This window comes from Alistipes sp. HGB5, from assembly GCF_000183485.2.
In the GTDB taxonomy this organism is placed as follows: Bacteria; Bacteroidota; Bacteroidia; order Bacteroidales; family Rikenellaceae; genus Alistipes; species Alistipes finegoldii.
The window spans coordinates 21,969-39,708 of sequence record NZ_AENZ01000076.1 but is presented as its reverse complement, the minus strand read 5'-3'; the positions used below and the strand labels follow the sequence as shown (position 1 = coordinate 39,708).

Here is a 17,740-nt window from a genome sequence, read left to right as displayed (position 1 = left end):
AGAAAACACGAAATAAATTTGTAGATACTTCGGAATTTCGTACTTTTGCACCCGAAAATCGACATGGTCTCGTAGCTCAGTTGGATAGAGCAACAGCCTTCTAAGCTGTCGGTCGTGGGTTCGAATCCCGCCGGGATCACTCGACGCCGGGCCGCAAATGCGGCCCGGCATTTTTTCATCCGTATCGAAAACGCCATAAAACAGCCTTCCGCGCGCATTTTTCCGCAATTTATTTTGCCGGGCGGAATATTTTGCCTACATTTGCAGGCTTAAAAGCCCAAAGTGGGTGAGCGTTTTTTATTAATTACAACAAAATTTTATAGCAAAATGGCTGTTAAAATTCGTCTGGCACGTCATGGTAAGAAGGGTTACGCCTTCTATCACATCGTTGCCGCAGATAGCAGGGCGCCACGTGATGGTAGATTTATCGAGAAGCTGGGTACCTACAACCCCAACACGAATCCTGCTACGATCGACCTGGACTTCGAGAAAGCACTGGGCTGGTTGCAGAAAGGCGCACAACCTACGGATACCTGTCGGGCAATTCTCTCGTACAAGGGCGTATTATACAAGAAGCACCTGCTGGGCGGTATCGCCAAGGGCGCATTCTCGGAGACCGAAGCCGAAGCTCGTTTCAACAAATGGATGACCGAGAAGGCCGGTAAGATCGAGGCTAAGGGCAACAAGCTCGAAGCGGATGCCAAGTCGGCCGAAAAGGCCCGTCTGGCCGCCGAAGCCAAAGTCAAGGAGGAGCGCGCAAAGGCCATCGCCGAGAAGAAGGCCGCAGCCGAAGCTGCCGCCAAGGAGGCCGAGCAGGCCGCTGCCGCAGAGGGCGCAGAAGCACCCGCTGAAGGCGAAGCCGAAGCTCCCGCCGCAGAATAAGCGCAGAACGCTTCTTTCCGGAATCCCGGTAAATTTCCCAACGCGGGAATTTACCGGTTTTTTTCATTACTTTTGTAAACTCTTTCCGGCCGGGCGGTACGCCCCGCAGTGCCACGCCACGCATGGAAAGTCCCCCTGCCGCACCGCCGGACGAGCGAGAATCGCACGCTCCACGCGATACGGAGGATAAAACACCGTAAACCGAACCGACATGAGCGTTTCCATACCCGCAGGCAGAATCAACAAGCTTTTCGGCACAGACGGTGGAGTGATGCTGTCGCTTTACGCCGATTTCCCCGCGGATTTCGACACCGACACCCCGCTGCTGGTCACCATCGACGCCCTCGAAGTGCCGCTCTGGTGCGAACGTTTCGAACGCCGCGGAGCCTCAGGCGCCGTCGCCGCATTCGCCGACTTCGACACCGAACGCCGGGCGCAGGAGCTGCTCGGCCTCGAATTCCGCATCCGATTCGACGAGGAGAATGACGACGAATTCTACATGGAGGACCTGATCGGATTCGCCGTTACGGGCTTCGAGATGCGGCACGGCGGCACGGAAAACGGCGGAAACGGCGGAAATGACGATGGCAACAACGCAAACAACGACACCTGCAACGACGACGGCAGCAGAGGCGGCAGCAACGATAATGCCAACGCCAACAGCGCCGGCAGCGACGCCGGCGACAGCATGCCCCCTGCCGGACAATTCGCAGGCAGGGTCGCGGACTATTATGACAGCGAAGCCAACCCGCTCTTCGAGCTGGAAATCGGCGGCCGCCGGGTGTTGGTCCCCGCCGCCGAGGAGTTCATCGCCCATATCGACTTCGAGGGACGCACGATGAAGATGGTACTGCCCGAAGGGCTGATCGACTTATAAGGTTTTCAAGATAATATGGCACATGTAGTAATCGGATTATCGGGCGGCGTGGATTCGTCCGTCGCGGCGTATCTCCTCAAACGGCAGGGGCACGACGTCACGGGGCTTTTCATGATCAACTGGCACGACACCACGGGCACGCTCGAAGGCGACTGCCCGTGGCACGACGACCGGGTTTTCGCCGAGCTGGTCGCCAAACGGCTCGACATTCCGCTGCGCGTCGTGGACCTCTCGGCCGACTACCGTACGCGCGTGGTCGATTACATGTTCGCCGAGTACGAAAAGGGCCGCACGCCCAACCCCGACGTGCTGTGCAACCGCGAAATCAAGTTCGACGTCTTTCTGCGCGAAGCCCTCAAGCTGGGCGCGGACTTCGTCGCCACGGGCCACTACTGCCGCAAGGCCGAAGAGGTTCTTCCCGACGGACGGACGGTCTTCAAGCTGCTCGCTGGCGCCGACCCCAACAAGGATCAGAGCTATTTTCTCTGCCAGCTTTCGCAGGAGCAGCTGCGCTACGCCCTGTTCCCGATCGGCGATCTGCTGAAACCCGAAGTACGGCGCATCGCCGCTAAGCAGGGACTCGCCACCGCCAAGCGCAAAGATTCGCAGGGCATCTGCTTCGTGGGCAAGGTGGACCTGCCTGCTTTCCTCCAGCAGAAACTGGCTTCGAAAAAGGGCAACGTCCACGAGATCCTCCCTTCGTGGCCGAAATACGACCGGGCTTTGGCCGCAGCCCCGGCCAAAGCCGAAAACGCCGCTGGCCCCGGTACGTCAGACGCCCGGACGAACAGCACGCTTTCGACCGAAAACCGCGCTATACCTGCTGCAGCGGATGCCGAAGTCGCCCGAACCGACGGCGAACCTTCGACCGAACGCCTTACCGTCCTCGCCGCCCCGTGGCGCTACACCGTACGCGACGGCAAGAAGATCGGCGAGCACAACGGTGCGCATTTCTACACCATCGGCCAGCGCAAGGGGCTGGGCATCGGCGGCCGCCGGGAGTCGCTCTTCATCCTTGCGACCGACACCGCGCAGAACGTCATCTACGTCGGCGAGGGCGACGCCCATCCCGGTTTGTGGCGTCCGGCGCTGCACATCGCTCCCGGCGAAATCCACTGGGTCAATCCCGCACGCGCCCTCTCGCCCGGACAGAGCGCCCGCTTCAGCGTCCGCATCCGCTACCGCCAGCCGCTTCAGGACGCGACGCTCTTCATGCGCGACCGAGGCGCCTACATCCTCTTCGACCAACCCCAGCGGGGCATCACGCCCGGACAGTTCGCCGCATGGTACGACGGCGACGAACTGGTCGGTTCGGGCGTAATCTCCGAATGACCGCGTTCCCGCAGCCGCCAAACGCCGCTGCTTGCCGCACACCGGAAAAACACCGGAAAAACATCGGGATAATTCCGACTCCAATCAAACGTTCAGCCTATGAATATCGAAGATTTCAGGACCTACTACCTTTCGTTCAAGGGGGCATACGCAAAGACGAAGTTCGAAAAAGCGGCTTTGCAGACCCCGTAATCGGCATCGGGGAACGGCATCAGGGAGATATACGGCAACGGAGGTTTTTTCCTCCGTCTTTTTTATGCCCCGGCGAGAGCCGGAAGGTCACTTAGACATAGATAAGTATTGCTTAGGTATAAGCGGTCATTCATAATGGCACGTTTTTTAGTTTTACATCCGAAAAACGTACATTGTGAAAACAGCGATCGACCTATACGTAATCGACGCCATTCGACGCGAACGAAGGGCTCAGAAAGTATCTCAGGCCATGTTGTCCTTTGGGATCGGCGTTTCGCGCGGTTTTGTCGGTCAGGTCGAAAGTCCGAAGTATAACACAAAATACAACATAATCCACATCAACGAGATCGCCAAATTTCTGGGTTGTTCGCCGCGCAAGTTTCTGCCCGAAGAACCGATCTGACCTTCGGCCCATGTTCCCGCACCGCACGGCATCAGCCACCAAGCACCGTCCCCGGACCGGACCGAAATACCGATCCGGGAAACGTCCGCTCCTGCCGTTCCGCACGCTTCTTCTCGCAGCGCTCCTCCTCTCCGGCATCCGCTGCGCCCTCGCCCAGCCCCGCATCGGCATCGCCTACTGCGACCTCGACCACCTCTACGACACCATACCGGCGCTCTTTTACGACGACAGCGACTACACGCCCGGCGGCCGTCTCGCGTGGGACACGGAACGCTACCGCCGCAAGATAGCCCGCACGGCCGCCGTCATCGACTCGATGCGCATGCCGCTCGTCGCGCTGTGGAGCGTCGAAAACGAAGCGGTCGTGCGCGACATCGCGGCGGCCTGCCGGGGCGACTACAGCTACCTGCACTGCACGCTTAACTCGCTCGACGGCATGGATTTCGCACTGCTCTACTACGGCGACCTCTTCGATCCCCACTACGAGGAGCCGGGACGCCGCTATCTCTACATCGAAGGCACCCTGCGCTTCCCCGCCCCGCGCACCCGCCGCACAACCGGCCGCCCGGTCCGCCCGTCGCGCACCGACACCGTGGGACTGGTGTTGTGCAGCGACACGCGCATGGCCGAATGGGTCGTCCGCGACCTGCGCGAAGAACGCCCCGGCGTGAAGCTGATCGTTCTGGGGCGCACCGCCTCGCTCGACGCGGCGGCATACGGACTGCGCGACGCCCTCGAACGTCCGGCCCGGCTGGGCCGGGGCAACGTCCGCCGCCGCGGAGGCTGGCTCATGCGCGACCGCATTCTGGCCGACACCGCGCTGATATGTTCGGGCGGCGACGTTTTCGCCCGCCGCTATCTGCTTGATCCCAAGACGGGTAACCCGCTGCCGACCTACGAGAGACGGCGTTACCGGGGCGGCTTCGGCTACGCCCTGCCGGTATTCGTTTACTTGGAGTAGAATTTTTTGGAATTTCAGAAAAGTTTTCCTATATTCGCATTCCCAACGGCAAATAGGATTCTTCGACGAGGCGGTAACAGCGATGTCACCGCAATTTTCGTCTGTAGGGGAAGAGATTAGCTAAAAATTTTTATAAATTTACATATCATTAAATTAACCAAGAAAAAAAATTATGGCAGACGTAAAACGAGTCTATACCTTCGGCAACAAGGAAGCCGAAGGCAACGGCAAAATGCGTGAACTGCTCGGCGGCAAAGGTGCCAACCTTGCGGAGATGAACCTCATCGGCATTCCCGTTCCTCCGGGATTCACCATCACCACCGAAGTATGTGCGGAATATTATGCCCACGGCAAGGAGGCGGTCATCAAGATGCTCCGTCCCGAAGTCGAGCGGGCGATGCAGAATATCGAGAAACTGACCGGCATGAAGTTCGGCGACAAGGAGATGCCGCTGCTGGTTTCGGTCCGTTCGGGCGCACGCGCCTCGATGCCCGGCATGATGGACACGATCCTCAATCTGGGTATGAACGATCAGGCCGTGGAGGCTGTCGCCAAGCGCACGGGCAACCCCCGCTTCGCATGGGACTCGTACCGCCGTTTCGTACAGATGTACGGCGACGTGGTGCTGGGCATGAAGCCCGAATCGAAAGAGGACCACGACCCGTTCGAGGTCATCATCGAGGAGCAGAAGGAGAAGCGCGGCGTCAAGAACGACACCGACCTGACGACCGACGACCTGAAGGAGCTGGTGCAGAACTTCAAGGCCGCCGTCAAGAAGCAGACCGGCGAGGATTTCCCGGCATGCCCTTGGGATCAGCTCTGGGGAGCCGTATGCGCCGTGTTCGGCTCGTGGATGAACGAGCGCGCCATCCTCTACCGCAAGCTCAACAACATCCCCGCAGAGTGGGGAACGGCCGTTACCGTGCAGGCCATGGTATTCGGCAACATGGGCGCCAACTCGGCGACGGGCGTAGCCTTCTCGCGCGACGCCGCGACGGGTGAAAACCTCTTCAACGGCGAGTACCTGATCAACGCGCAGGGCGAGGACGTCGTGGCCGGCATCCGCACCCCGCAGCAAATCACCATCGAAGGCTCGAAGCGCTGGGCCGTGGCCCAGAACGTCTCCGAGGAGGAGCGCCGCACGAAATACCCTTCGCTCGAAGAGGTCATGCCGACGGTTTACAAGGAGCTGGACGAGATTCAGCGCCACTTGGAGCAGTACTTCAAGGACATGCAGGACATCGAGTTCACGATTCAGGACGGCAAGTTGTGGATGCTCCAGTGCCGCAACGGCAAGCGCACCGGCGCCGCCATGGTCAAGATCGCGATGGACATGCTCCGCGAAGGTCTGATCGACGAACGCACCGCCGTGCTGCGCTGCGAGCCGGCCAAACTCGACGAGCTGCTGCACCCCGTATTCGACAAGAAGGCCATCGCCAATGCGCAGGTCATCACCAAGGGTCTGCCCGCATCGCCGGGAGCCGCTACGGGTCCGGTGGTGTTCTTCGCCGAGGACGCCGAGAAGATCCTCGCAGAGTCGGGCCAGAAAGCGATCCTCGTCCGCATCGAGACTTCGCCTGAGGACCTCAAGGGCATGCTTGACGCGGCAGGTATCCTGACCGCACGCGGCGGCATGACGTCGCACGCGGCCGTCGTCGCACGCGGCATGGGCAAATGCTGCGTATCGGGCGCCGGCGAGCTGGAGATCGACTATAAAACCCGCACGATCCGCGTGAACGGCTTCACCGTGAAGGAGGGCGACTGGATTTCGCTCAACGGCTCGACGGGAGAGGTTTATCTGGGTCAGGTAGCCACGATGGCCGCCGACCTGAGCGGCGATTTCGGCCAGCTGATGGAGCTTGCGGGCAAATACGCCGTGCTGAAGGTGCGCGCCAACGCCGACACCCCCAAGGACGCCCTGCAGGCATTCGCATTCGGCGCCGAGGGTATCGGTCTCTGCCGCACGGAGCACATGTTCTTCGAAGGCGACCGCATCAAGGCCATCCGCGAGATGATTCTGGCCGACGACGAAGCCGGACGCCGCGTGGCGCTGGCCAAGCTGCTGCCGATCCAGCGCGGCGACTTCGAGGGTCTGTTCAAGGCCATGAACGGATTCCCCGTGACCGTACGTCTTCTCGACCCGCCCCTGCACGAGTTCGTGCCGCACGACGAGAAGGGACAGCAGGAGATGGCCAAGGAGATGAACGTACCCCTCCAGAAAATCGTCGCCAAAGTCGAGTCGCTGGCCGAGTTCAACCCGATGCTGGGCCACCGCGGCTGCCGTCTGGGCAACACCTACCCCGAAATCACCGAGATGCAGGCGCGCGCCATCATCGAAGCCGCCATGAACGTCAAGGCGCAGGGCATTCCGGTACACGTCGAGATCATGGTTCCGCTCGTAGGCAACCACAAGGAGCTGCGCTACCAGAAAGGCATCATCGACGCGACGGCCGAGCAGGTGTTCTCCGAGCGTAACGACAAGATCGACTACATGGTCGGCACGATGATCGAGGTTCCGCGCGCCGCCGTGACGGCCAACCAGATCGCCGAGGTTGCCGAGTTCTTCTCGTTCGGCACCAACGACCTGACGCAGATGACGCTGGGCTTCTCGCGCGACGACATCGGCAAGTTCCTGCCCGTTTACCTCGAAAAGGGCATCCTCAAGAACGACCCGTTCCAGATCCTCGACCGCAACGGCGTGGGCCAGCTGATCCGCGAAGCCGTTTTCAAGGGCCGTTCGACCCGCGAAAAACTCAAATGCGGCATCTGCGGCGAACACGGCGGCGAACCTTCGTCGGTCGAGTTCTGCCACTACGCAGGGCTGAACTACGTGAGCTGCTCGCCGTTCCGCGTGCCCATCGCACGTCTGGCGGCCGCACACGCCGCGCTCAACGAGAAATAGCGTTCCTCCGGTTACGGCCGGAATATCCGAAAACGAAAGCCTGCGGCATGAAAGCCGCAGGCTTTCGTTTTCAGCGGAAAAAAAGTCCGGTTCGTTGAATATGTTTGGCGAAAGCGGATAAGTTTTGTATATTTGCTATCGGCAAACAGTATAACACGCAACTTTTTTGTTGAATTAAAATAACAGAACATGAAGAAGATGTTTTTTGCGGCAATCGTCGCATTATTCGCAGTGACCACCGTATCAGCACAAACTCCGGGCAATTGGGCCGTAGGACCCAAAATCGGCGTATATACCAATACAGGCGCCGACGGCGCCATCTTCGGCATCGGAGCCAGCGGACGCTACAGCTTCACCGACAACTGGCGCATGGAGTCGGGCATCATGGCCATCTGCAAGAAATTCTGCTCGGTGGACATCAGTGCCGACGTGCAGTACCTCTTCAATATCGCCCCGGACTGGCATATCTATCCGCAGGCGGGTCTGAGCGCCAACGATATCGGCGGATGGTCGTGCGGCATCAATCTGGGCGGCGGCGCCGACTTCTCGGTAGCCCGCAACTGGGACCTCTCGGCAGGCTTCAAGTGGATGATCCAGACCGCTGAGTACCACAAGAATCCGATTCTCATCAATATCGGCGCAACCTACAAGTTCTAATCCGGCGCAACCCGGAAAACGATATCCCGGAGACCTCGACGAGGTCTCCGGGATTTTTCATGTCCGGCCGCGAACGCCCCGCACCCCACTGCCGCCCGCCACGAAAGCCAACGCGCAACGAAGTGCAGCGAGCAACAACGAGCGACGGTGACTGCTGCGACGGCGGTGAAGACAGCAACGGCGAAGACAGCAACAGAGACAGCGAAGACAGCAACGGAGACGGTGAAGACAGCAACGGAGACGGCAACGGAGACGGCAGCGGAAACGGCAGCGGAAACGACGAGCTACAGCGGCGGAGAGCCGTACATTTTTCAACACCCGGCCAAAAGCCCCCGCAAGCAAAACAGAACGCACGGCCCGTCCGCCGTAAAATACAGCAAATCGGCCGGATTCCGCGACCTGAAAACCCTTCCGGAGAGCTTCGCAGCCCTCCGGCACGGGACGGTTTTTCACCTCCGGTCGCGCACAAATTCCGGCGGCAACCGATCGCGGCACGAGTGTTGCACGCCGTTAAGGCAATGGAACAAAGGCGGTTCGGGAAGCTTTCCGAATCCGGAGATATGAATTAAATGACTGACAACCACTTATTAATACATAAAATTTAACTGAAAATTATGAAAAAAATTCTTCTCATCTCGGTTGCGGCATTGTTTGCTTGGGCAGCGTCCGCTCAGGACAACACCTACCGCAACACTCAGACCAACAACTACCGCAATGCGGCTCAGACAAACAACTACCGCAACGCGGCTCAGACCTACAACAACAATGCGGCTCAGGCCGGCAATTACCGCGGCACGCCCTCCGATTACCGCAGTGCGGTGGGTCCGCGTGTCAATTTCTACACCAACACGGACGACGCCTCGGTCGGTATCGGCGCCTACTACCGCTACAGCTTCAATTCGCACTGGCGCATCGAGCCGTCGATCTATGTACTGACGGAAAAAGACAGCTCCGTAGACATCAACTTCGACGCACACTACGTATTCCAGATCGCCGACTGGTGGGGCGTATTCCCGCAGGTAGGTATCGTGGCCAATGACATCAAGGACTGGGCGGTCGGCATGAGTGTCGGCGCAGGTTTCGACTTCAACGTCGCCCACCGCTGGAACATCTCCGCAGGTCTCAAGTACGAGCCTATGTTTGACAGCGACCGTTCGAACCCGTTGGTGGTATACGTCGGCGCCGCGTACAGATTCTGACAAACGCACCTGCATAACACATGCAAAAAGCGGATCCCGATGTCGGGATCCGCTTTTTCATGCGGTACGGCACAATGCCGGAATCATCTGGTCTTATAGGCCGCACGGTACTTTCCCTTGGCAAGGTTCAGCAACTTGCCTTTCAGCAGATTGCGACGCAGCGGCGAGATGCGGTCCGTGAAGACCACGCCTTCGATATGGTCGTATTCGTGCTGAATGACCCACGCCTTCAGTCCGTGGAACTCCTCGTCGTGCTCGACGAAGTTTTCGTCGAGATAACGCATCCTGATGGCCAGCGAACGAGGCACATCGGCATGGATGCCCGGAAAGGAAAGACACCCTTCGTTATAGGTCTTCTTCTCCTCCGAAAAAGCGTAGATTTCGGGATTGATAAAGGCACGCTTGTAGTCGGCGCATTCGGGATCGTCCTCGCCCCACGGCGTGCAATCGACGATGAACAGACGAATGGCCTTGCCGATCTGCGGCGCGGCCAGTCCGACGCCTTCGGCTTCGCCGAGCGTCTGGAACATGTCCTCGACAAGTTTTTTCACTTCGGGATAGTCGGGCGCAATCTCCTCGCACTGTTTGCGAAGCACCTCGTTCCCGTATATGACAATCGGATAAATCATTTGTTAAACTCCATATAACTTTGTAAAATAATCGTGGCGGAAATCTTGTCCACCAACGCCTTGTTGCGCCGGGCCATCCTGCCGATACCGCTTTCGAGCATCGTGCGGTGCGCCAGCACCGAGGTAAAACGCTCGTCGTAAAAGACCACCTCCTTATCGGGATAGGCCCTGCGCAGCCGGGCTGCCAGCGGCTCGACGAAACGCCACGTTTCGGAAGGCGTGCCGTCCATCTGCGTCGGCTTGCCCACTACTATCGTAGTAACGTCTTCCGCGGCGAAATATTTTGCCAGCCACGCTTCGAGTCCCTTCGTTTCGACGGTTTCTAGCCCCCCGGCGATCAGCCGCAGGGGATCGCTCACGGCGATTCCCGTACGCTTCGTCCCGTAATCTATGGCGAGGATGCGGCCCACGGATCAGCGATTACAGATTCAGCTTCCGGAAAAGCTTGCGGTAGGAGCACTCCTCCTCGACCAGCGCGGGCAGCTTGTCGATCGCAACACGCTCCTGCTGCATGGTGTCGCGGTGACGCACCGTCACGGTGTTGTCTTCGAGCGTCTGACCGTCCACGGTCACGCAGAACGGCGTGCCGACGGCGTCCTGACGGCGGTAACGCTTGCCGACGGAATCCTTCTCGTCGTAAACGACGTTGTAATCGTATTTCAAGAGGTCCACGATCTTCTGCGCCACTTCGGGCATGCCGTCCTTCTTCACCAGCGGCAGAACGGCGACCTTCACGGGGGCCAGCGCCGCAGGCAGACGCAGCACGACGCGCGAGTCGCCGCCTTCGAGCTGCTCCTCGGTATAGGCTGCAGACATTACCTGCAGGAACATGCGGTCCACGCCGATCGACGTCTCGACCACGTAGGGTACATAGCTCTCGCCCGTTTCGGGATCGAAGTACTGGATCTTGCGGCCTGAGAACTTCTGGTGGTTGCCCAAGTCGAAGTCCGTGCGGGAGTGAATGCCTTCGACCTCCTTGAAGCCGAACGGGAAGTTGTACTCGATATCGGTCGCGGCATTGGCATAGTGCGCCAGCTTCTCATGGTCGTGGAAACGGTAGCGGTCGTCGCCGAAGCCCAGCGCGCGGTGCCATGCCATACGGGTCTCCTTCCATGCCTGCCACCACTTCATCTCCTCGCCGGGGCGCACGAAGAACTGCATCTCCATCTGCTCGAACTCGCGCATGCGGAAGATGAACTGACGGGCGACGATCTCGTTGCGGAACGCCTTGCCGATCTGCGCGATACCGAACGGCAGTTTCATGCGTCCGGTTTTCTGCACGTTCAGGAAATTCACGAAGATGCCCTGCGCCGTTTCGGGACGGAGGTAGATCGTATTGGCGCCCTCGGCCGTGGAGCCCATCTGGGTCGAGAACATCAGGTTGAACTGACGCACCTCGGTCCAGTTGCGCGTACCTGAAATCGGGCAGACGATTTCACAGTCCACGATGATCTGGCGCAGCTCGCCCAGATCGCCGCTGTTCTGCGCCTCGACGAAACGCTTGTGCATCTCGTCGCGCCGGGCGGCCGTCTCGGCAACACGGGGCGAAGTTTCGCGGTACTTGGCTTCGTCGAAAGTCTCTCCGAAACGCTTGCGGGCTTTCTCCACCTCCTTCTCGATCTTCTCGTCCTGCTTGGCGAGCCAGTCTTCGATCAGCACGTCGGCACGGTAACGCTTCTTCGAGTCCTTGTTGTCGATCAGCGGGTCGTTGAACGCGCCGACATGTCCCGAAGCCTCCCACGTACGGGGGTGCATGAAGATCGCGGCGTCGATGCCCACGATATTCTCATGCAGCTTGACCATCGAATCCCACCAGTAGCGCTTGATGTTGTTTTTCAACTCCACGCCGTTCTGTCCGTAGTCGTACACCGCAGCCAGACCGTCGTAGATTTCGCTCGACGGGAATACGAATCCGTATTCCTTGCAGTGGGCGATCAGCTTTTTGAAGAGTTCTTCCTGTGTCATCGTATTTGGTTTTTAAATTATTTTCCGAATTACAAAAGTACAAAATAAATGGAAATTAAGCCGTTCTGTTGCGATTTTATTTCTATATTTGTCACGGCGGCCTGCGAGGGCGGCCGACATACGAGACATAAAAAGCGCATCGGCTTTTTTCTTGCAGGTGAAAATTGGACACTTTCGCGTAAGGTAAGGAACAAAGGTTGATGCTCTCGCTGTTTTTCAGCGCGGGCATATTCCATCATTCTACCTTACGGGTCGTCCAATACCCCACTTGCGGATGTGGAAACAGGTCCGCGCTTTTGTGTCCGGCAACAGGTGAAAAGACCCAAATCAACCAATGACGGGAATCGTAAAACTTCTGATTGCGCTCATTGCCGTCGCCATAATAGCGTTGTGCGGCAGTATCGGAAGAGACAAATAATGCGTCACGAAATCAGTCCCTCGCGCAGGAACGAGAAATCTCCTTCACGGGCGATGATGATATGATCCAGCAGCCGGATGTCGAACAGCGCGGCCGCCTGCGCGATCCTTTCGGTCAGCACCTTGTCCTGCGGACTGGCTTCGGCGGCGCCGGAGGGGTGGTTGTGAATCAGGATAAGCTGTGTGGCAAGCAGTTCCAAAGCCCGTTTGATAATCAGCCGGTGATCGACGACCGTGCCCTGCACGCCGCCCTGACTTACCCGCTGGCGTTCGATGATCCGGTTCGAAGAGGTGAGGTAAACGGCCCAGCACTCTTCATGCGAGAGCGTTTCGAGCTGCGGGCGGAAGAGCCGCACCACGTCGTCGCTCGACGAGACGACGTCGGTTTCGGCGGCGCGCGCAGCGGTGATGCGACGGCCGAGTTCGGCCGCGGCGAGCAGCATGCGGGCGCGCCGGAGTCCCAGACCGCCGATCATCCTCAGACGGGCGGCCTCCTCCGAGCCGACACGCGCAAGCGATCCGCCGTAAGCGGCAAGCAGCGCTTCGGCGCTCTGTTCATCCTCGGTAAGCAGGGAGAGCAATTCCCGGTCGGTCAGCGCATCGACGCCACGCGCCGCCATCTTATCGGCTATCGTCTTCATTCGGAAATGTTATAGGGAAGCTATCCCGCCATGCGTCCGGCGGCCTCCGGCAGAGACCGCACGCAATACAGTCGCACGGGAAATAACCAAAAGTTATTGCGTCAGCCTGTCCACCCGGTCCAGCAGCGTGGCGCACTGCTCGTCGCTCATGTACTGCGCCACCGAAAAAGCCGCATGCTGCTCGGCCTCCTTCTTCGAATCGCCGGACCCGTGGCCGACCTCCATGCCGTCGACCAGCACCGTGGAGTAGAAAACCGGATGGTTCGCCGAATACTCCTTGTCGTAACCGGTGCGGAAAGCGATCTTGTGACGGTTTTTCTGACACCACTCGATCAGCCGGCTCTTGAAGTCGGTCTCCGATTCGGTCAGCTCGTCGAGACTCAGGTGTCTGAAATAAATCCGGTTGATGAGCAGCCGGTTCACGAATTCATAGCCCTGATCGAGGTAGACCGCGCCGATCATGGCCTCGAAAGCGTCGCCGTAGATATGTTTCTGCGTGACGCTGGTGCTGCCGTTCGAAATGACGTGACGGTCCAGCCCGATATTCACGGCCAGCACGTTGAGCGACTGGCGGGAGACGATTTTCGACCGCAGCTGCGTAAGGAAACCCTCGTCCCGGTCGGGATACTCGATAAAAAGGTAGTCGGAGGTGACCGCCTCGATGACGGCGTCGCCCAGAAATTCGAGCCGCTCGTTGTTGATAGCGCGGCCGTCCTCCAAAACCAAAGAAGCTGACTTGTGAATCAAAGCCAGCTTGTAAAGCTCGATGTTGTTCGGGATGAACCCGAACATGTCATCGATAATTCTGTAATACGCCTTATCCCGCCCGAAGTTCCTTCTAAGGGGGCGCAGTATGAAATCAAACACGGCCCGGACGGTTTAGAACGTTAGAGTTTACGGAAAATGATCGAGGAGTTGTGACCGCCGAAACCGAACGTATTGCTCAGCGCGCATTTCACGTCGCGCTTCTGCGCCTTGTTCAGCGTCAGGTTCAGGTTCGGGTCGATCTCCGGATCGAGATTCTCGCAGTTGATGGTCGGGGGAACCACGCCGTGCGTAATGGCGAAGATGCAGGCCAGCGCCTCGGCGGCTCCGGCGGCACCCAGCAGGTGTCCCGTCATCGACTTGGTGGAAGAGATATTGATGTTGTAGACGTGATCGCCCAGCACGCCGGCGACTGCCTTCAGTTCGGGGATGTCGCCCGCGGGAGTCGAAGTGCCGTGAACGTTCACGTAGTCAATATCTTCGGGTTTGATGCCGGCGTCCTTGATGGCGTCGCGCATCGATTTCATGGCGCCCTTTCCTTCGGGATGGGGAGCCGTGAAGTGGTAGGCGTCGGCCGAACAGCCGCTGCCGACGACTTCGCAGTAAATCCTCGCACCGCGCGCCTTGGCGTGCTCGTACTCCTCGAAAATCAGGGCGCCGGCGCCTTCGCCGATCACGAATCCGTCGCGGTCCTTGTCGAAAGGACGCGAAGCGTGCGTGGGATCGTCGTTGCGCGTGGAAAGCGCCTGCATGGAGTTGAAACCGCCGACACTCGGCTCGTTGACCGCAGCTTCCGAACCGCCCGTCACCATCACGTCGGCCTTGCCGTAACGGATGGCGTTCATGGCGTCCATCATGCCGTGGTTCGAAGATGCGCAGGCCGACACCGTGCAGTAGTTCGGCCCCATGAAGCCGTACTTCATGGAGATGAAACCGGCCGCGATGTCGGAGATCATGCGAGGAATAAAGAACGGGCTAAACCGCGGGGTTCCATCCCCTGCGGCCCAGCCCAGACACTCATCGAAGAAAGATTTGATTCCTCCGATGCCCGAACTCCATATTACACCCACCTGCTCCTTGTCCACGGTCTCCAGATCGAGACCCGAATCCTCGACGGCCTGCGTGGCCGCGATCAGAGCGTACTGTGTAAAAAGGTCGTACTTGCGTACTTCCTTACGGTCGAAATAGAGGCTCGAATCGTAATTCTTTACTTCACAAGCAAACTTCGTCTTAAACTTTTCAGCATCGAAATGAGTAATCGGTGCGGCACCGCTGACTCCCTTCTCCAAATTCGAAAAATACTCTTCAATATTATTACCGAGCGGGTTGATCGTACCGATGCCCGTAACAACTACTCTTCTTTCTGTCATAAATTTAAGGCTATAAGAGGCTGTGAAAACCTTTGGTAAAATTATTTCTTGTGCTCCTCGATATAGTTGATCGCGTCACCTACGGTAGCGATCTTCTCAGCGTCCTCGTCCGGAATCTGGATATCGAAAGCCTTCTCGAATTCCATGATCAGCTCCACGGTGTCGAGCGAGTCTGCGCCCAAGTGGTTGGTAAAGCTTGCTTCGGGCACTACCTCCGACTCCTTAACACCCAGTTTGTCGACAATGATTTCGACAACTTTTGATTGAATTTCTGACATAATTTTAATTTTTTAGTTAAACAATTATTTGGAAATAGTTCTTTCTTATTTCCGAGGTAATTTTGCGCAAAAGTAACACTTTTTTTATTACTTTTGACAAAACGAACCTTTTTTTTATTCACAACTTTTTCGACATTTAGCACATTTTCACAATTAACCGATTCAAAACCATATTCTTATGAAACTGCTTCTGATCTCTAATTCGACCAATGCCGGGGAGGAATATCTCCGTTATCCGCTGCCGGAAATAGGCCGGTTTCTTCAGGGCGTGCGCGAAATAGTCTTCGTTCCCTACGCCGCCGTGACTTTCTCGTACGCCGAGTACGAAAAGAAGGTGCAGGCGCGCTTCTCGGAGCTGGGCATCCGCGTGCGTTCGGTCCACCGCGCCAAGGATCCGGCGCGCATGATCCGCGAGGCCGAAGCCATATGTGTGGGCGGCGGCAACACCTTCGCGCTGGCAAAAAAAATGCAGGAGCAGGGGCTTATGAGGGCCATTCTGCGTAAAATCAAAGCCGGAACGCCCTATGTCGGATGGTCCGCAGGCAGCAACGTCGCCTGTCCGACCATCTGCACAACAAACGACATGCCCATCGTGGAGCCTGAATCGTTCAAGGCCGTCGGTGCCGTGAAATTCCAGATCAACCCCCACTACCTCGACGCCAATCCCGAAGGACATGCAGGCGAGACGCGTGAACAACGCATACTCGAATACATCGAAGCCAACCCGCGCCGCTGGGTGGCCGGACTGCGCGAAGGCTGCATGCTCCGCTACGAGGAGGGCAAACTGGAACTGATCGGAAAACGCCCGATGCGCATGTTCCGCAAAGGCACGGAAACTTTCGAAATCGAACCGGGCGGCGACCTGTCGTTCCTGCTCTGATTTCCCCGCCCGGAGTGCGCTGCGGGCGGTAAATGAATATATTATATATAGGTATGAAAATTCTGATCGCGGGTCTGGGACTCATCGGAGGCTCCTTTGCCCTCGCATTGCGCGACCGCGGAATAGCGGACGAAATATTAGGCGTCGAGAAGTCGGACGAAAACGCCGCCGAAGCCCTCCGGCTCGGATTGGCCGACCGCATCGTGACGCTCGAAGAGGGCGTTCCGCAGGCCGATCTCGTGGTGCTGGCGACACCCGTCGACACGATTCCGCTGATGGCCATAAAAGCGCTCAACCATGTGACTGACAGGCAGGTGGTGATGGACATGGGGTCGATCAAGGCCGAGCTGTGCGAGGTCATCTCGATGCACGCGCGGCGCGGCCGTTTCGTGGCGGCGCATCCGATGTGGGGCACCGAGTACAGCGGGCCGCGGGCCGCGCAGCACGGAGCTTTCACGGGTCGCAACGCCGTACTGTGCGAAGCGGAGCGCAGCGACGCCGACGCACTGGCGACGGTCGAGCGCATCTTCCGCACGCTGGACGTCCCCGTAGTCTACATGGGAGCCGAAGAACACGATCTGCACGCGGCTTACGTGTCGCACATCTCCCACGTGACCTCGTTCGCGCTGGCGCTCACGGTGCTCGAAAAAGAGCGCGAGGAGCGGCACATCTTCGACCTTGCGGGAGGCGGTTTCGAGAGCACCGTGCGGCTGGCCAAGAGCGCCGCCGCGACATGGGTGCCGATCCTGCTACGCAACAAATACAACGTGCTGGACGTCCTGCGCGAGCATATCCACCAGTTGCAGATCATGCGCAGGATGATCGAACGCGACGACGCCGAAGGGCTGACCGGCGCTTTCGAGAAGGCCAATTCGATCCAGCGCATCATTCACTGACCGCAATGGGCACGACGGCCGAGACGGGACGCATGGGCGAACGCGCGGCGGCGGAGTTTCTCCGGCGCGCGGGGTACGAAATTTGCGCGCTCAACTGGCGGAGCGGCCGTTACGAGCTGGACATCGTGGCCCGCAAAGGGGATTTCGTGCACTTCGTGGAGGTCAAGACCCGATGTGCGGACGGACTCACGCCGCCCGAAGCGGCCATAACGCCGCAGAAATTCCGGGCGCTGACACGGGCCGCACTGCGTTACATGGCCTGCACGGGCGAGGAGCGCGAAGCGCAGTTCGACCTGATCGCCGTGGAGGTAATGCCCGGCGGAGAGACGGAGGTGCGCCTGATTCCGCAGGCCATGGAATACAATTGGTAATTTTGCATTTCCGACAAATTATACTACCTTTGTCGGACTGAAAAACCAATGTTCCGGACCAAAGCCCGAAACGAAGCCGGTTTGTCCGGCAACAGATAAACCGTAAAATACTTCAACACCGCA

At 58.4% G+C, this 17,740-nt stretch carries 18 protein-coding genes and 1 tRNA gene; 12 read left to right on the top strand and 7 right to left on the bottom strand.

The genetic code is table 11. The annotated features are described in order from the left end of the window. Positions 1–65 precede the first annotated feature (65 nt). From HMPREF9720_RS12680 to HMPREF9720_RS12640, 9 genes are all read left to right on the top strand, one after another. Positions 66–139 (top strand) — tRNA-Arg (locus HMPREF9720_RS12680). Between the two features lie 188 nt (positions 140–327). After that, positions 328–882 carry a 30S ribosomal protein S16 gene (locus HMPREF9720_RS15240; RefSeq protein WP_014774449.1) on the top strand — a complete coding sequence of 185 codons (555 nt, stop codon included), beginning with the start codon at positions 328–330 and terminating at the stop codon, positions 880–882. Between the two features lie 211 nt (positions 883–1,093). Continuing rightward, positions 1,094–1,759: a ribosome maturation factor RimM gene (locus HMPREF9720_RS12670; RefSeq protein WP_009598769.1), complete on the top strand. Its 666-nt coding sequence runs from the start codon at positions 1,094–1,096 to the stop codon at positions 1,757–1,759. Positions 1,760–1,774: 15 nt separating this feature from the next. Further along, the gene (gene mnmA / locus HMPREF9720_RS12665) at positions 1,775–3,091 is read left to right on the top strand and encodes a tRNA 2-thiouridine(34) synthase MnmA (protein ID WP_009598782.1); all 1,317 of its coding nucleotides are present in this window, start codon (positions 1,775–1,777) and stop codon (positions 3,089–3,091) included. Positions 3,092–3,458: 367 nt separating this feature from the next. Continuing rightward, complete coding sequence (locus HMPREF9720_RS12660; RefSeq protein WP_014774453.1) at positions 3,459–3,686, top strand: helix-turn-helix domain-containing protein; 228 nt, start codon at positions 3,459–3,461, stop codon at positions 3,684–3,686. Between the two features lie 10 nt (positions 3,687–3,696). Next, the gene (locus tag HMPREF9720_RS12655) at positions 3,697–4,647 is read left to right on the top strand and encodes an endonuclease/exonuclease/phosphatase family protein (RefSeq protein ID WP_009598892.1); all 951 of its coding nucleotides are present in this window, start codon (positions 3,697–3,699) and stop codon (positions 4,645–4,647) included. 172 nt (positions 4,648–4,819) lie between these two features. Next, positions 4,820–7,549, top strand: a complete 2,730-nt coding sequence (gene ppdK / locus HMPREF9720_RS12650; protein ID WP_009598846.1) for a pyruvate, phosphate dikinase — start codon at positions 4,820–4,822, stop codon at positions 7,547–7,549. Positions 7,550–7,738: 189 nt separating this feature from the next. Continuing rightward, positions 7,739–8,206 (top strand): outer membrane beta-barrel protein, encoded by a 468-nt coding sequence (locus HMPREF9720_RS12645; RefSeq protein WP_009598827.1) that lies wholly within the window; start codon positions 7,739–7,741, stop codon positions 8,204–8,206. Between the two features lie 614 nt (positions 8,207–8,820). Beyond that, complete coding sequence (locus HMPREF9720_RS12640) at positions 8,821–9,405, top strand: outer membrane beta-barrel protein (RefSeq protein WP_009598916.1); 585 nt, start codon at positions 8,821–8,823, stop codon at positions 9,403–9,405. A gap of 83 nt (positions 9,406–9,488) precedes the next feature. On the opposite strand, the gene def is transcribed toward HMPREF9720_RS12640, so the two are convergent. From def to HMPREF9720_RS12605, 7 genes are all read right to left on the bottom strand, one after another. After that, positions 9,489–10,034: a peptide deformylase gene (gene def, locus HMPREF9720_RS12635; RefSeq protein WP_009598912.1), complete on the bottom strand. Its 546-nt coding sequence runs from the start codon at positions 10,032–10,034 to the stop codon at positions 9,489–9,491. Continuing rightward, positions 10,031–10,444: a Holliday junction resolvase RuvX gene (gene ruvX / locus HMPREF9720_RS12630; RefSeq protein ID WP_009598783.1), complete on the bottom strand. Its 414-nt coding sequence runs from the start codon at positions 10,442–10,444 to the stop codon at positions 10,031–10,033. The genes def and ruvX overlap by 4 nt, the downstream gene beginning before the upstream one ends. A gap of 10 nt (positions 10,445–10,454) precedes the next feature. Continuing rightward, positions 10,455–11,999: a glycine--tRNA ligase gene (locus HMPREF9720_RS12625; RefSeq protein WP_009598779.1), complete on the bottom strand. Its 1,545-nt coding sequence runs from the start codon at positions 11,997–11,999 to the stop codon at positions 10,455–10,457. A gap of 422 nt (positions 12,000–12,421) precedes the next feature. Continuing rightward, positions 12,422–13,057 carry a JAB domain-containing protein gene (locus HMPREF9720_RS12620; protein WP_009598873.1) on the bottom strand — a complete coding sequence of 212 codons (636 nt, stop codon included), beginning with the start codon at positions 13,055–13,057 and terminating at the stop codon, positions 12,422–12,424. A 93-nt stretch (positions 13,058–13,150) separates the two neighbouring features. Then, entirely contained in the window at positions 13,151–13,849 is a 699-nt protein-coding gene (rnc, locus tag HMPREF9720_RS12615) for a ribonuclease III (protein ID WP_009598778.1), read from the bottom strand. A gap of 95 nt (positions 13,850–13,944) precedes the next feature. Then, entirely contained in the window at positions 13,945–15,192 is a 1,248-nt protein-coding gene (fabF, locus tag HMPREF9720_RS12610) for a beta-ketoacyl-ACP synthase II (RefSeq protein ID WP_009598902.1), read from the bottom strand. A 41-nt stretch (positions 15,193–15,233) separates the two neighbouring features. Continuing rightward, positions 15,234–15,470 (bottom strand): acyl carrier protein, encoded by a 237-nt coding sequence (locus tag HMPREF9720_RS12605; protein WP_009598823.1) that lies wholly within the window; start codon positions 15,468–15,470, stop codon positions 15,234–15,236. Positions 15,471–15,648: 178 nt separating this feature from the next. On the opposite strand from HMPREF9720_RS12605, the gene pepE reads away from it, so the two are divergent. Genes pepE through HMPREF9720_RS12590 form a run of 3 tightly spaced genes read left to right on the top strand, consistent with a single transcriptional unit; the run spans position 15,649 to position 17,617 of the window. Next, complete coding sequence (gene pepE / locus HMPREF9720_RS12600) at positions 15,649–16,350, top strand: dipeptidase PepE (protein ID WP_009598895.1); 702 nt, start codon at positions 15,649–15,651, stop codon at positions 16,348–16,350. Between the two features lie 53 nt (positions 16,351–16,403). Continuing rightward, positions 16,404–17,246, top strand: a complete 843-nt coding sequence (locus tag HMPREF9720_RS12595) for a prephenate dehydrogenase (protein WP_039940690.1) — start codon at positions 16,404–16,406, stop codon at positions 17,244–17,246. 5 nt (positions 17,247–17,251) lie between these two features. After that, a complete protein-coding gene (locus tag HMPREF9720_RS12590) occupies positions 17,252–17,617 on the top strand; it encodes a YraN family protein (protein WP_009598818.1) in 366 nt (121 codons plus the stop codon). Positions 17,618–17,740: the final 123 nt, after the last annotated feature.